Source organism: Actinoallomurus sp. NPDC052274 (assembly GCF_040679475.1).
Classification (GTDB): domain Bacteria; phylum Actinomycetota; class Actinomycetes; order Streptosporangiales; family Streptosporangiaceae; genus Actinoallomurus; species Actinoallomurus liliacearum.
On the sequence record NZ_JBFAUT010000006.1, the window covers coordinates 144,679 to 157,867 of the forward strand.

General features: G+C 73.2%; 15 protein-coding genes and 1 pseudogene. 7 read left to right on the forward strand and 9 right to left on the reverse strand.

Annotated elements, in window-relative coordinates:
• The 5 genes from AB0K82_RS07690 to AB0K82_RS07710 form a co-directional block, all read right to left on the reverse strand.
• Positions 1-1,317 carry an NADH-ubiquinone oxidoreductase-F iron-sulfur binding region domain-containing protein gene (locus AB0K82_RS07690; protein ID WP_364394038.1) on the reverse strand — a complete coding sequence of 439 codons (1,317 nt, stop codon included), beginning with the start codon at positions 1,315-1,317 and terminating at the stop codon, positions 1-3.
• Positions 1,314-2,075 carry a ferric reductase-like transmembrane domain-containing protein gene (locus AB0K82_RS07695; protein ID WP_364394040.1) on the reverse strand — a complete coding sequence of 254 codons (762 nt, stop codon included), beginning with the start codon at positions 2,073-2,075 and terminating at the stop codon, positions 1,314-1,316. The genes AB0K82_RS07690 and AB0K82_RS07695 overlap by 4 nt, the downstream gene beginning before the upstream one ends.
• Positions 2,072-3,127, reverse strand: coding sequence for an FAD:protein FMN transferase (locus tag AB0K82_RS07700; RefSeq protein ID WP_364394042.1), 1,056 nt, complete (start codon positions 3,125-3,127; stop codon positions 2,072-2,074). The genes AB0K82_RS07695 and AB0K82_RS07700 overlap by 4 nt, the downstream gene beginning before the upstream one ends.
• Positions 3,127-3,495 carry a hypothetical protein gene (locus tag AB0K82_RS07705; protein WP_364394044.1) on the reverse strand — a complete coding sequence of 123 codons (369 nt, stop codon included), beginning with the start codon at positions 3,493-3,495 and terminating at the stop codon, positions 3,127-3,129. Before AB0K82_RS07705 ends, AB0K82_RS07700 begins: the two co-directional genes overlap by 1 nt.
• Before the next feature lie 92 nt (positions 3,496-3,587).
• Positions 3,588-4,088: a DUF2231 domain-containing protein gene (locus AB0K82_RS07710; protein ID WP_364394046.1), complete on the reverse strand. Its 501-nt coding sequence runs from the start codon at positions 4,086-4,088 to the stop codon at positions 3,588-3,590.
• A 128-nt stretch (positions 4,089-4,216) separates the two neighbouring features.
• On the opposite strand from AB0K82_RS07710, the gene AB0K82_RS07715 reads away from it, so the two are divergent.
• From AB0K82_RS07715 to AB0K82_RS07730, 4 genes are all read left to right on the forward strand, one after another.
• The gene (locus AB0K82_RS07715; RefSeq protein WP_364394048.1) at positions 4,217-4,885 is read left to right on the forward strand and encodes a response regulator transcription factor; all 669 of its coding nucleotides are present in this window, start codon (positions 4,217-4,219) and stop codon (positions 4,883-4,885) included.
• Complete coding sequence (locus AB0K82_RS07720; RefSeq protein ID WP_364394051.1) at positions 4,882-6,237, forward strand: HAMP domain-containing sensor histidine kinase; 1,356 nt, start codon at positions 4,882-4,884, stop codon at positions 6,235-6,237. Before AB0K82_RS07715 ends, AB0K82_RS07720 begins: the two co-directional genes overlap by 4 nt.
• Before the next feature lie 362 nt (positions 6,238-6,599).
• Positions 6,600-8,021, forward strand: a complete 1,422-nt coding sequence (locus AB0K82_RS07725) for an MFS transporter (protein WP_364394053.1) — start codon at positions 6,600-6,602, stop codon at positions 8,019-8,021.
• 5 nt (positions 8,022-8,026) lie between these two features.
• Positions 8,027-8,536: a MarR family winged helix-turn-helix transcriptional regulator gene (locus AB0K82_RS07730; RefSeq protein ID WP_364394056.1), complete on the forward strand. Its 510-nt coding sequence runs from the start codon at positions 8,027-8,029 to the stop codon at positions 8,534-8,536.
• 45 nt (positions 8,537-8,581) lie between these two features.
• Here AB0K82_RS07730 and AB0K82_RS07735 read toward each other — a convergent pair whose 3' ends face one another.
• Both AB0K82_RS07735 and AB0K82_RS07740 read right to left on the reverse strand, forming a co-directional pair.
• Positions 8,582-10,282, reverse strand: a complete 1,701-nt coding sequence (locus tag AB0K82_RS07735) for an amidohydrolase (protein ID WP_364394058.1) — start codon at positions 10,280-10,282, stop codon at positions 8,582-8,584.
• On the reverse strand, positions 10,279-10,434 hold the full coding sequence (locus AB0K82_RS07740; protein ID WP_364394060.1) for a hypothetical protein: 156 nt from the start codon (positions 10,432-10,434) through the stop codon (positions 10,279-10,281). The genes AB0K82_RS07735 and AB0K82_RS07740 overlap by 4 nt, the downstream gene beginning before the upstream one ends.
• Here AB0K82_RS07740 and AB0K82_RS07745 point away from each other — a divergent pair.
• Complete coding sequence (locus AB0K82_RS07745) at positions 10,417-11,010, forward strand: TetR/AcrR family transcriptional regulator (RefSeq protein WP_364394061.1); 594 nt, start codon at positions 10,417-10,419, stop codon at positions 11,008-11,010. The genes AB0K82_RS07740 and AB0K82_RS07745 overlap by 18 nt on opposite strands.
• Before the next feature lie 56 nt (positions 11,011-11,066).
• On the opposite strand, the pseudogene AB0K82_RS07750 reads toward AB0K82_RS07745, so the two are convergent.
• Positions 11,067-11,198, reverse strand: a pseudogene (locus AB0K82_RS07750) (helix-turn-helix domain-containing protein); the annotation flags it as partial.
• Positions 11,199-11,284: 86 nt separating this feature from the next.
• Here AB0K82_RS07750 and AB0K82_RS07755 point away from each other — a divergent pair.
• Both AB0K82_RS07755 and AB0K82_RS07760 read left to right on the forward strand, forming a co-directional pair.
• A complete protein-coding gene (locus AB0K82_RS07755) occupies positions 11,285-11,425 on the forward strand; it encodes a hypothetical protein (protein ID WP_364394063.1) in 141 nt (46 codons plus the stop codon).
• Between the two features lie 42 nt (positions 11,426-11,467).
• Complete coding sequence (locus AB0K82_RS07760; RefSeq protein ID WP_364394065.1) at positions 11,468-11,968, forward strand: DinB family protein; 501 nt, start codon at positions 11,468-11,470, stop codon at positions 11,966-11,968.
• A 54-nt stretch (positions 11,969-12,022) separates the two neighbouring features.
• On the opposite strand, the gene AB0K82_RS07765 is transcribed toward AB0K82_RS07760, so the two are convergent.
• The gene (locus AB0K82_RS07765; protein ID WP_364394067.1) at positions 12,023-13,177 is read right to left on the reverse strand and encodes a M20 family metallopeptidase; all 1,155 of its coding nucleotides are present in this window, start codon (positions 13,175-13,177) and stop codon (positions 12,023-12,025) included.
• Positions 13,178-13,189 lie beyond the last annotated feature (12 nt).

The window sequence follows — 13,189 nt, forward strand, 5'->3', positions numbered from 1 at the left end:
TCACCACTCCTCGGGAATCGGCAGGATCGACGGCCACTGGGCGAACAGACAGCCCTTCGCGCGCGCGTGGACCCGCAGATGCCGTCCGAAGACGCGCAGGGCGCTGGCCGCGAACCGTACGGCACCGTCCGGGTGGCGGCAGGCGCCACGACCCGGGACGACCGACAGCCGCCGGTCGAGCCGGCGGTACAGCTCCGTGCTCGCCCGGCAGGCCGCGATCTCGGCGAAGTCCGCGGCGATCGCCGGCAGCCCGTGGACGCAGGGCCCGCACTGCCCGGCCGTCTCGGCGGCGAGCCATGCCAGGACCCGTGCCGACTCCGCCACGCCGCACGCCCGCTCGGGCAGCGCGACCAGGATGCCCGGTCCCAGCGCGAGGCCCGCGGCCTCGAACGCCGACGGCGTCGTCGGGAGGTCCAGCAGTTCCGGTGCCAGCCAGGTACCGCCGTATCCGCCGGCCAGCACGGCCTGCAGCGGCTCGGACGGGCCGCCGGCCAGGCGCAGGATCTCACCGACCGGCGTGCCGAGCGGTGCCTCGACCACGCCGGGGCGAGCGACCGCGCCCGAGACCGTGAACAGGGCCGTGCCCGGTGCCTCCCGGCTGCCGCACGATCGGAACCAGCCGGGACCGTAACGCGCGATCAGCGCGATGTGCGCGAAGGTCTCGGCGTTGCCGACCAGCGTCGGCCGGCCGCCGACGCCGCGCTCGAAGGGGCGTGGCGGCGTGAAGGACGGCCGGGCATCGCCCGCGTCGATCCAGCGGACCAGGGAGGTCTCCTCGCTGGCGACGTAGCGGGGCGGTACGGCGGTCACCCGTAGCGGCACCGGCGCCAGCCGGGCCTGCTCGCGCTCGGCGATCGCGCGCCGGACCGTGTCCGCCAGGGTGGTGACTCCGCCTCGCCGCGCGCCGGCGTCCGGTCCCTCACCGGCGTCCCGCTCGGCGTGCACGCACACCACGATCTCGCGGGCGCCGACGGCGCCGGCGGCGAGCGTGGCCCCGTCCAGCACGAGGTGGGGCGCCACCGTCAGCAGCGCGCGGTCCTTGCCGCTGGCCGGTTCGCCTTCGGCGGCGTTGACGACGACCACGGCGGGCCGCCGTCCGGCGGCCACCGAGCGAAGCTTGCGGCCGGTCGGGAAACCGCCGCCGCCCCGGCCGGTCAGCCCGGACTCCTCGACGGCCCGGATCAACGAGGCGTCCGCCGCGGCCGGCGGCGGCGCGCCGTACTGTGCCAGGTGGTCGCGCAGCCCCGCCCGCCGGCCCAGCGCGTGATATCCGGCGAGCAGGCGTACGGCGCGCGATGTCGCCGTTCCCGTGGTCACTCCCCGTCCCCTCCTTCGTCACCGCCATCGGCCGATGGCGTGGCCCGCGTCGACGGTGGGGCCGGCGGACGGTCGGTCGTCCCCGTCCGCGGGATGCTCGCGCTCCCGAGCAGCGAGGCGGGCGTTCCGGAGCGCCGGGCCCAGCCGCTCGCCAGCGGACCGGATACGGCCCAGGCACCGACGACCAGGACCGTCACGAGCGTCAGCAGTCCGGCCCCGGCCCGCAGGCCCGCGTTGCCCGGCCCCGCGGCCGCCAGCCGCCAGGCCACGGCGGCCAGTGTGACGGCGGCGCAGACCCCGGCGAGCAGGAGGAAGAGCGAGGACCGGACGTCCGAACCGGTACCGAGCGCGTGCACGAAGGCGGCGAGCCAGCAGGCGTACGCCGCCCAGTGCAGCGTCTTCCAGCGGCGATAGCCGAGTCTCGTCCGCAGCAGGCTGGTCGCCGCGACGACGACGACCAGGTCGAAGGCGACGGCGCCCAGGCCCAGCCAGATCGGCCGGTACGCCGAACCGAACGGCACGACGACGTCGGTCAGGGCGATCGGCGCGTAGGAGTCGGCGACCGTGGTCGCGATGTGCACGGCGAGGAAACCGAGGGCGGCCAGGGTGAGGTTGCGGTGCAGCCCGGCGAGCACGAACCGCGGCACTCGCCGCCCGCCGACGCGAAGAGCCGACAGCACGCCGAGCGTCAGCACGACCGTGAGGAACACCAGCGTGACCTCTCCGGTCGCGCGTGTGGCGTACCACAGGAGGTTCATCCCGCCCGCCCTCCCGCCGGCCGCGCGTCCGTGGGCGGAACACCCGCCTTCCCCGGACTCTCCGCAGTCGCCACGGCCGCCTTCGCCGGGCTGTCCGCAGCGGCCGCCGCTGCCTTCGCCGGGCTGTGCGGGACCGCCCCGGCCGCCTCCTCGGGCCAGCCGGCCAGCGCGAACGCCCGCCCGTCGAGACGGGTCAGGCGGGCCGGCAGTCCCAGGCCGACCAGCCACGTGCTCGCCCCCCAGCCCTTGACCAGGGCCGCGGTGGCGGCGGCGTTGGCGTCGACGCAGGTGGCCGCCGCCACACTGGCCGTACGCCAGCAGGAGGCGGCGGGAATGCCGGTCGCCGGGTCGATGATGTGGTGCAGCCACTGGTCTCCGCGCCGCCAGCGCCGTACGGTCACCGACGAGGTGGCCAGGCCCCCCGTGGTGATCACGACGTCCTGACCGGAGCCGTCCGCGCCGTCGTCGCGGTGATCGTCGCTCACGCGGATCCGCCAGCCGCCCTCAGGCGGCGGCCCGCTGACCGCGATGTCGCCGCCCAGCCCGACGAGCACCCCGCAGCCGGTGTCCGCGGACGCCCGCGCGGCGGCCCGGTCGGCGGCCAGCGCCTTCGCCGTCGCGCCCAGATCCAGTCGCACGCTGCGGGGCAGCCGTACGACCTGCCCGTCGAGACCTATCGTGCGCCAGCCCGCGACCCGTCGCCGGACCAGACGCGGTGCCGGACCGCCACGGAGCACCTCCGCGATGTCCCGGTCGTATCCCGCTGCCACCAGCGCGGCCCCGACCGTGGGGTCGACCGCGCCATCGGTCGCCTCGGCCACCTCCAGGGCACGCCTCAGCGTCTGGGCGAACAGGGCGGACACCTCGACCGGCCGGCCGCCCGCGGCGTTGAGCCGCGACAGCTCCGAGTCGGCGCGGAACCGGTCGCACGCCGCGCCCATCGCCGTCAGCTCGACGTCGAGGGCCGCCCGCGCCGCGTCGAGCCGCCTCGGGTCGGTGACGACGAGCCGCGCCGTCGTGCCCCAGATCGGGAAGCCGAGTACGCCCGTCATCACGAGCCGCCCGAGGTCGCGTGCGTCGGCCGCCTGGTCGGGGCGCTCGGCGGAGCGGCCGGCGCGGTCGCGGGCGGCGTGAGGTGGTGGCGGTGAGCCCGGCGCGGCCGCGCGGAGGCGGAGGATCCGGTCGAGGCGGACGGCGGCGAGTTCGTGGTCGACGGCGGGGCCGGCTGCTCCGAGGGCGTCCGAGCGGTCGGGCCGGCGTGCGGTCGGTCGGCGGCCTGCCCTGGCAGCAGGTGCGCCAGGCCGGCGGTCAGCAGGCCGGACAGAACGACGCCGACGCCGACCGTTCGGCGAGTCCAGGACGTCACCTGGTTCAGGCCGGCGTCGCGACGGCGCCGGCGTGAACGTTCGGGATGCTGCATCGTTCGTTCCCCCTTGACGTGCGCTCAGGTTCGAGTGTCATCGGCGGGATGTTCGAAAGCCGTGCCCGAAGTGTGAAGAAGTCGTTCACCCTCTAGTGGTGCGGGCCGGCGGCTCGCCCGGAGGATGAGGTGCCGACGCCGTGCCAGGCGGCCGTGGCGCCGCTGTGGCCGATGCGGACCACCTGGACGCCGCTGGCCACCGCGCCGACGACCGCGACGATCGCGGCGGCGGCGGTCAGGTACCGGCCCCACCGCACGTTCCGCTTGGCTTCGTACCAGCGGACGAAGACCAGTACGGCCAGGCCCAGCCAGAGCAGGGCGGCGAAGGGCAGCAGGCCGTCGGCCATCTCGGTGTGCCGTTCGACGAGCGGTGTCCGCTTGACATGGGCTTCCAAGAGTTCGCCGGTGTGCGTGGCGAGGGGGACCGAGAGCAGGGCCACCGTCGCCACCCCGAGGGCCGGCGGGGCGTACCGCTGCCGGGCGGCGGGCCAGACGGCGACCACGATCGCGCCCAGGGCGGCCAGCGGGATGAGGACCACCACCGCGTGGATGACGAGGGGGTGGGCGGGGAGTCCCATGATGGTGGAGAACATGACGGTCTTTCTGGGAGGTTCAGCCGGTGGGGTCGGTCTGCTCCACTGTCGCGGCTCATGGCTGAACACTGCTCAAGGGAAATGTTCAGAAGTCGTTCAGATCGGACCGACGGCCGTACCGTGAGAGCGTGACCGACGTGCCGGTACGGATCTTGATAGTCGAGGACGATCCGGGGATCTCCGCCTCCCTCCAGCGCGGTCTGACCCGGGCCGGATACGACGCGTGCGCCGTGAGCACGGCCGCGGACGCCCTGGCCGCCGAGTCCTACGACGTGGTCCTCCTCGACCTGGGCCTGCCCGACGCCGACGGCACCGAGCTGTGCGGCACGCTCCGGCAACGGTCCGACGGCGCCATCCTGGTCATCACCGCGCGCGGGGAGGAGCCGGACCGGGTCGCCGCCTTGGACGCCGGCGCCGACGACTACATCGTCAAGCCGTTCGGGTTCGCCGAGCTGATGGCGCGGATCCGGGCGGTGCTGCGCCGCAGCAGGCTGACCGAGACGCATCTGCTACGGCACGGCTCGCTGATCATCGACACGCGGACCCGGCGGGTGACCTCAGGGGACACCGAGGTCTCTCTCACCCCGACCGAGTTCGACATCCTCGAGTGCCTCGCCACCGACCCGGGACGGGTGGTGAACCGTCAGGAGATCCTCGAACGCGTGTGGAACACCCACTGGTACGGCCCCACCCGCGTCCTGGACGTCCACATCGCGGCGCTTCGCCGGAAGCTGGGCGACCCGTCGGCCATTCAGACCGTCTACGCCCGGGGTTTCCGGCTCGGGGACCTCGAGTGACCAGCCGGATCCTCGCGGCTTTCCTCGTCCTGACCGGCGGCCTGATCATCGGCGCGCTGCTGCCGTTGGGATTCGCGATGGCCGACCAGCATCGACGCGACTACCAGACCAGCACGCTCGAGCTCGCCCGCGCGCTCGCCACCACGGCCGAGGAGGGCATCGAAGACCGCGACAACGCGACGACCCTGCCCGCCCGGCTGGCGATGGTGCGCCGCGAGGCCGAGGGCGGCGACCAGGCCGTGGTCACCGTGGTCGACCGGAAGAGCCGCGTCCTCGTCGGCCGCGACAGCGGCCTGTACACGCCCGACCGCGTCGCCATCGGCCTGCGCGGACAGACCCGCGTCTCCGACCTCGGCGACCGCCTGCTGGCGATCGTGCCGATCGGGGCCCAGGACGAGCGGGTGAAGGGCGCGGTGCTGCTGGCCCGGCCGCTCACTCCACTGCGGGAGCGGGTCGACCGGCTGTGGATGCGGCTCGGCCTCGTCGCGTTCGCGGCGGTGGTCACCGCCGTCGTCCTCACCGTCTACCTGGCCAGGTGGGTCGGTCGCCCACTACGTCGGCTCGGCCTGGCCGCCGAGGCCCTCGGCGCCGGCGAACTGGCGGCACGCGCCGATCCACCGCGTCGCCCGCCGGAGGTGCGCGGCCTCGCCGAGCGGTTCAACGTGATGGCCGCCCGCCTGGAGAACCTGATCTATGACAGCCGCGCCGTGCTGGCGGACGTCTCCCATCAGCTCCGCACGCCGCTGGCCGCGCTGCGGTTGCGCATCGAACTCTTCGCCGAGGAGGCCAGGTCCGGTGGGCGCGAGGCGGACGCGGCCGAGTTCGAGGCCGCGCTGGACGAGCTGGGCCGACTGGCCCGCATGGTCGACGGGCTCCTCGCCGTCGCGCGGGCGGAGAACACCACGACGCCCCCGCAGGTGATCGCGGTCACCGATCTGCTTCGGGAGCGCGTGGACGCCTGGCGGCCGGTCGCGGCCGAGCGAGGAGTCGAACTCCTCCTGGAACCCGGCGAGCCCCTGACCGCGATGTTGGGACCCGGCCGCCTCGAACAGACGATCGACAACCTGGTCGACAACGCGCTCACCGCGACGCCCAAGGGCGGCCACGTGCGGATCGGCGCAGGCCGCACCGGCCACCGCGTCCGGGTCACCGTCGCCGACGACGGCGCCGGAATGTCGCCGGGGGCGATGGCCGAGGCGTTCCGCAGGTTCCGCACCGGCCGGGCGGGCGGCACCGGCCTGGGCCTGCCGATCGTCCACCGCCTGATCACCGCCGACGGCGGAGACGTCACGCTGTCCGAGACGCCCGGCGGAGGGCTCACCGTCACGCTGGACCTTCCGGCGACGAGATGACCCGCGCGGCCGCGGGTCCCCGGTCCCGTCGGCGGCTTCCCGGCCCGCGGCCGGTGAGGGCCGGGGCGCCGCGGCTCGCCACGTAGCCGGGCAGCTGCACCGCCACCCGTAACGCGGTTCCCTCCGAGCACTAGTCGGCGATCCGGTGTATCCGGTGTATCCGGCGTATCCGGCCCCCTTGGCCCGTCGCGTCGGTGACCCGGCCCGTACAGCGCGAGCCGACGGGTTGTTCTCAGGCAGAACTAAAGGATGGTTATTCTGGAGCAGAACTAGATGGGAGCGGCCATCCCGGCATGCCGCGCCGGCCTTGAGGAGGATCGGATGTCCCCCTGGAGCGGTGCCGCCTCAGGTGAGGGGGCGGTGTGACGTTGCTGCGCGAGCGTGCTCGCCCGAAGGCCGTCCGGGAGCATCGGTGGGCGCCCTGGCTGGCGGTCTGCTCCGTGTGCGTCGGCGCGTTCATGGGCCAGTTGGACGCGAGCATCGTGACCGTCGCCTATCCGGCCATCGAACGAGAGTTCGTGGCCCCGCTGGCCTCGGTGCAGTGGGTGTCGCTGGGCTATCTGCTCGTCCTGGTCGGCCTGCTGGCCGCGGTCGGCCGCTTCGCCGACACGGTCGGCCGCAAGCTCGTCTACCTGCAGGGGTTCGTCGTGTTCACCGTGGCGTCGGCCGCATGCGGGCTGGCGCCGTCTCTGGGGTCGCTGGTGGTCTTCCGGCTGGTGCAGGCGGCCGGTGCCGCGATGCTGCAGGCGAACAGCGTCGCTCTGGTCAGCGTCAGCGTGCCGCGAGAACGGCTGCGCCAAGGCCTGGGGCTGCAGGCCGCCGGGCAGGCGCTGGGCCTGGCGCTCGGGCCGACGGTCGGCGGGCTGTTGGTGGCCTCCGTGGGCTGGCGCTGGGTGTTCTGGATGAATGTTCCCGTCGGATGCGCCGCCATCGTGGCCGGCCACTACCTGCTGCCTCGTACGCGCGAACGCAGCCCCGCGCGGCGCCTCGACTGGCCGGGGCTGTCGCTGCTCGCGGCGGCGACGACGACCCTGCTGCTGGCGCTGTCGGGCGTTTCGGGGCTCGGGCTGTCCGCAATCGCGGTCCTCGTCCTGTCGGGTCTGTCGTGCCTTGCCTGGGGTGGGTTGTGGAGGCGGGAGCGCCGCGCGCGGTTCCCGCTCGTCGATCCGGTGCTGCTCCGTACGCCGGGGATCGCCGGCGGCCTGTTCGGGGCGCTGTGCGGATACCTGATGCTGTTCGGGCCGCTCGCGCTGATCCCTCAGATCCTGCGCGGCGACGCCGCGCACGTCGGCCTGGTCCTGACCGCGTTGCCGGTCGGGTTCGCGGCCGCGGCCCTGGCCGCCGACCGTGTTCTGCCCCGACGGTGGGGGAACCGGGGACGCGGCATCGGCGGCGCGGCGGTCTGCCTGGCGGCCTTGGCGTTGCTTCTTCCGGCGCCGGCGACCAGTGTCCTGGTGATCCCGCTTCTCGCGGTGCTGGGGTTCGGCCTGGGAGTGTTCATCCCCGCGAACAACACCGTCATCATGGCGGCCGTCCCGGCGCGGCTCTCGGGCATCGCGGGTGGGATGGTCAACATGACCCGAGGGATCGGCACCGCGCTGGGCATCGCGCTGGTCACCCTCGCACTGCACGTGGCGGGAGTGACGATCGACGGCGCGCGCATCGCGGTCGCGATGATGGCGGCCGCCGCGCTGGCCGCCACCGTGAGTGTCGCGGGGGCCAGGTCCGGTCGACCGGTCGGCCCGCTAGAGCTCTACCGAACCGGGGGAGCAAGGCGACAATGACGGTCATGGACGAGCGCGATGGAACTGCGATCTCCGCTGCGAAGGGCATCAAGAGACCGGTGCCCGCCGGGCCCGAACTCGCCGACACGGTCGCTCGGTTGCGGCGGGCGATGCGCCGCGCGGCCCGTACCGTCGATCCGGCCAATCCACTCGCGGTGGCACAGCTGGAACTGCTGTCGGCGGTCGCGGACGAGCCGGGCGTACGGCCCGGAGAGCTCGCGCGGCGCTTGCGACTGGCCCCGAACTCGGTGACGACGCTGGTCAACGGTCTGCAGGCCAAGGGGCTGATCATCCGTTCGGCCGGCCACCTGGACGGCCGTGCGGTCACGTTGACGCTCACGGACAAGGGGATCGAGGCCGTCGACGAGTGGAAGAGCGCCAACACCTCGATCATCGAGACGGCGCTGGCATCCCTGGACGACGACCACAATCGGGCACTGTCCGAAGCGCTCCCGGCCCTGCGTGAGCTGACCCAGGCCGTCGACGCGATCGCCGACGCCCCATCGAGCGACTGAGCAGGGAGGACATGCCGGATCCGCCCGGCTGAGTCGTTTCCTGGATCACAGATTCGCGGCGCGGTGGACGATGTCTCCGTTGAAGATCGTCATGGCGATCGGCGTATCGGGCAGGTCGTGCGGGTCGGTGGCGGTGAGGGTGCCGTCCAGCACGGTGACGTCGGCGGCCTTGCCGGGCTCCAGAGAGCCCTTCCAGTCCTCGGCGAAGTCCTGCCAGGCGGCGTTGACCGTGTAGGCGCGGACGGCGTCGGCGAGCCCGACGCGCTCGTCCGGTCCGTAGACGCGCCCGCTGCCCTTGGACTCGCGCAGCAGCATCGCGGCCACCCCCTGCCTCCAGTTGGGGTACGTGACGGGGGCGTCGGAGCTGCTGGTCACCTTGATCCCCGCCGCCAGCGCCGAGTGGACCGGCCACTGGTAGGCGGCGCGCTCGTCGCCGAGCATCTCCGCCATCATGTCGGCGATCGTCCACTTGATCGCCGGGTTCATGTTGGCGCCGAAACCGTGGGCGGCCAGCTTGTGCAGGCTCTGCTGCCCGATGAGGTCGGCGTGGATGGCGTAGTGCCGGGGATCGTCGCGGGGGTGCTCGACCTGGGCCGCTTCGAAGGCGTCGACGACCGCGTCGATGGCGCGGTCACCGGTCACGTGTACGCCGATCTGGTGGCCCGCGTTGTGCGCCAGCCGTACCATCTCGGTCAGTTCCCTGGTGCGCAGGGCGTCGGCGGCGCCGTGGACGCACAGGCAGCCGAAGCCGCCTCCGCTGTACGCCTCGCGGACCCACGCGGTCTTGTTGGGCGGGATGCCGTTGGCGAACAGTTTCACGCCGAGAACGCGCAGCAGCCGGGGGTCGATCCCGTCCGGCACCCATGCGTCCCGTAGGCCGCGCTCGATGTCCGCCGACGATCCGCCCATGCCGCTGAGCAGCAGCAGCACGTTCACCCGTGCCTTCAGTTCGCCGGCGCGGGCCAGGTCCTGGTAGACGTCCAGGGTGAGCGGGCCGGCGGCGCCGCCGAAGAGGCTCTCCCCGCCCGGACCGAGGCCTGGTTCGGTGTAGCTGGTGATGCCCTCGCGGTGCAGGGTGGCGATGGCGCCGCGAATGGCGTGCTCGATCTCGTCGCGCCCGTACGGGGGCAGGTGCCGTTGCAGGAGGTTCTGGGCGCCCTCGGCGAGCAACCCGGTTGGCTCCCCGCTCGCGTCGGTATGGATGACACCGCCTTCGGGGACGGTGCCGCCGGCGGTGATGCCGGCCCGGCGGAGGGCCTCGGTGTTGGCCCAGGTGAGATGGCCGGAGAAGTCCTGCAGGTACACAGGGTGGGCGGGAGCGACGACGTCGAGGTCGTGACGGTTCGGCATGCTGTCCCCGGCCGTGCACTCCTCCAGGTAGCCGAGATCCCAGCCGTTGCCGCGGATCCACGTGCCCGGGGCGGTACCCGAGGCGGCGTCCTTCACGGCCGCCTGGATTCCGGCGATCGAACGCACGGCGGGAAAGGTCAGGTCGAGGGCGAGCGGCGGCCGGGTGAGCCCGAAGGCGCAGGTGTGCAGGTGGGAATCGTTGATCCCCGGCAGGGCGGTGCGCCCGCGAAGGTCCACGACCTCGGTGTGCGGACCGGCCAGCGCGCGGATCTCGGCGGTGGTGCCGACGGCGGTCACCGTGCCGCCGGTCAGGGCGAGTGCCTGGGCGGTCGAGAAGTCGCGATCGACGGTGAGGACCTCACCGTCCAGGAGCACCACGTCCGGATGAGCAGTCATGTCTCCACTTCCTGGAATCGGGTCTCGAACGCCAGACCGTGCTCCAGCACCGAGGGCGGCCGGCCGACGAGCACGTCGCGGCCCCGGTCGACGCCGATCAGATCGGGACGGCGGACCCCCGGGCTCAGGTGCGCATGGAGATCAAGCAACACGCGTGGGAGCAGATCGCCGTGGAGGGAGTGTCCGCGCTGTCGCTCAACGCGATCGCCAAACAGATGGGCATGAGCGGCCCCGAGCTGTACCGGTACTTCGCCGGCCGCGACGAGTTGATCACCGCGCTCATCCGCGACGCCTACCGAAGTCTCGCCGACACCGTCCGGGCGGCGTTCGACTCCGGTGCCGACCTGGCCGGGCTGGCTCGCGTCATCCGGGAATGGGCCCGCAGCGACCCGCACCGGTACTTCCTGATCTACGGCACGCCCGTTCCCGGCTACCACGCACCCGACGACACCACGGCGATCTCGTTCGAGGTCATGACGGTCCTGCTCGAGGCCTGCGGTGCGCCACCGATGGACGAACCGGCGACCCCGTTCGAGGCCCACCTCGAGAACCACCGTGAGTGGGCCGGCGGCCACCCGGCGGCGGCCGCGACCATGCATCGCGCCCTGTCCTTCTGGACCCGCCTGCACGGCGTTCTATCGCTCGAACTGGCCGGCCACTTCACGGGAATGAAGTTCGACCCCGGCCTGCTGATCGCCGACGAACTGAACGCTCTGCCGGCGCGGTGACGCACCACTTCGGCTGTGCCCCGCTGGAGCCCGGGACTACTCGAAGTGAGACGACCGCGGGACAGGGTGCTCTCCGACACACCGGTCGTCGCCGCGAGGTCGGCGAGGGTGATGCCGCGGGCACGACGCAGCGCGCGGAGCCGCGGCCCCACCGCGTCGAGCACGTCGTCGTCCGTCTTGCGATCCACAGGGCCATCTTGCCAGAACCGCAAGTTTCCGTGCCGAATCTGGCGCGCCTGGCAAGACTGAGCGGCATACCGACAGAGGAGCCTTGATGAGCACCACCGATGCGGTCACCTTCTGGGACGGCGTCCACGCGGCCCGACCGGCGGCGCCCCGCCGGATCGCGACTGGACCGGGCGGGCGCACCGCCGAGGTCACCGACCATGTCCTGCTCATCCGCCGCACCGCCTGACCCGGCGGCCGGCGCCACTCCCGACGAAGGACGAAGAGCACCGTGCCCGGCACCACGCGCCGCGACCGCCGCGGCGACACCCCGCCACCCCGGACCGCAGGCAGCGAGACCGAGACCCTGCGCGGATTCCTCGACTACCTCCGGGCCTCGATCGCCGCGAAGGTCGAGGGCGTCCCCGAACCGCGGGTGCGAGCAGCGGCAGTGCCGTCGGGCACGAACCTGCTCGGCCTGCTGAACCACCTGACCTTCGTCGAACGCTCGATCTTCCTCGGGGACGACGTCGCCGACTGGCAGGCGACGTTCCAGGCGGCGCCGGCGGACAGTGTGTCCGACGTCGTGGCCCGCTACCGAGAGACGGTCGAGCGCGCGAACGAAGTGCTCGACGGGTGCACCGATCTCGGCGCACCGGTCCCTCGCCCGCGGCTTGGACGCCCCGCTCCCAGCGTCCGCTGGGCACTCACCCACATGATCGAGGAGACCGGCCGTCACGCGGGCCACGCGGACATCATCCGCGAACTGATCGACGGCGCGACCGGGCGCTGACTCTGGTTCGCGGGACCGCCGGTGGCACGGTGGGATCCGCAGGCGACGGTGGCGTCATCGACGGGTCGTGCGGATGAGCGAGTCGTCCCATGCGCGGAGCAGGTGGTGAAGCGCGGCGGCCGACTCGCCGATCGCGGCCACCGAGCAGGTCTCGTCGGTGACGTGGGCCTGCTCGGGGTCACCGGGCCCGTACACGATCACCGCGGGGCCGCCGAGCTTGCCGGTGAGCACCGAGGCGTCGGTGAAATAGGTCGCGTACTCGGGCGGCCGCGTCGAGGAGCCGGGGACGAGAAGCTCCATGACCCCGGCCACGTCGGCCGGATCCGTGGCGACGCCCGGCAGGTCGATCAGCCGCTCGATGTCGACGCCCTCGCCGGAAAGGCGGGTGATCTCGGCGACCGCGTCGTCGGAGCCGAAGCCGGGGATCGTACGGACGTCCAGCCGCATCTCGGCGCGGTCGGGCACGAGGTTGGGCTGCGTACCCGCGTGGAAGGTGCCGACGTTCACCGTCGCGGGTCCGTACGCCGCGCTCACCGGCCAGCCCCGATACGCGTGGATCCGCGTCGCCGCGCCGGCGAGCGCGGCGAGCGCGTTGCGTCCCAGTTCCGGCCGGGAGCCGTGCGCGGAGATCCCGTGGGCGTTCACCTTGAGCCAGAGCGTGCCCTTGTGTCCGAGAACGAGCCGGTTGCCCGTCGGCTCGGCGACCATGAGCAGGTCGGTGGGGGTCAGGGACGCCGCGTCGATCAGGGCCGCGCCGTCGCAGCCGGTCTCCTCGCCGAAGGTGAACACCAGTTGCACCGCGGTGTCACCGGGACGCTCCCGGGCGGCGCGCACGGCCGCTTCGACCTGGCAGGCGACGCCCGCCTTCATGTCGCTGCCGCCGCGGCCGAGCAGCCGTCCGTCCCGGACCTCGCCGCTCATCGGGTCGAACGACCAGCCGGACTCATCGGCGGGCACGGTGTCCAGGTGGCCGGTGAACGTGACCGGGATCCGCGGCGTCTCGGGTCCGAAGCGCGCGATGACGTTGGCCCGGCCCGGCAGCGGTTCGTCGACGCGGACGTCGAAGCCCGCGTCGTCGAGCACGTCCGCGACCAGGTCCGCGGCCGGACGCTCACCGCCGCCTCTGGTGTCGATGCGCACCAGCCGCCGCGCGAGCGCCAGCGCTCCGCCGTGCCCGGCCGCGTCGCCTCGTCCGGCTGATCCACCCATCCTCGGCCTCCT

Coding starts and splice junctions, on each gene's coding strand:
- AB0K82_RS07730 (WP_364394056.1), top strand. CDS start 8,027: ATGGACGAGCGCGATGGAACTGCGATCTCCGCTGCGAAGGGCATCAAG.
- AB0K82_RS07695 (WP_364394040.1), bottom strand. CDS start 2,075: ATGAACCTCCTGTGGTACGCCACACGCGCGACCGGAGAGGTCACGCTG.
- AB0K82_RS07700 (WP_364394042.1), bottom strand. CDS start 3,127: ATGACGGGCGTACTCGGCTTCCCGATCTGGGGCACGACGGCGCGGCTC.
- AB0K82_RS07705 (WP_364394044.1), bottom strand. CDS start 3,495: ATGCAGCATCCCGAACGTTCACGCCGGCGCCGTCGCGACGCCGGCCTG.
- AB0K82_RS07710 (WP_364394046.1), bottom strand. CDS start 4,088: ATGTTCTCCACCATCATGGGACTCCCCGCCCACCCCCTCGTCATCCAC.
- AB0K82_RS07735 (WP_364394058.1), bottom strand. CDS start 10,282: ATGACTGCTCATCCGGACGTGGTGCTCCTGGACGGTGAGGTCCTCACC.
- AB0K82_RS07765 (WP_364394067.1), bottom strand. CDS start 13,177: ATGGGTGGATCAGCCGGACGAGGCGACGCGGCCGGGCACGGCGGAGCG.
- AB0K82_RS07745 (WP_364394061.1), top strand. CDS start 10,417: ATGGAGATCAAGCAACACGCGTGGGAGCAGATCGCCGTGGAGGGAGTG.
- AB0K82_RS07755 (WP_364394063.1), top strand. CDS start 11,285: ATGAGCACCACCGATGCGGTCACCTTCTGGGACGGCGTCCACGCGGCC.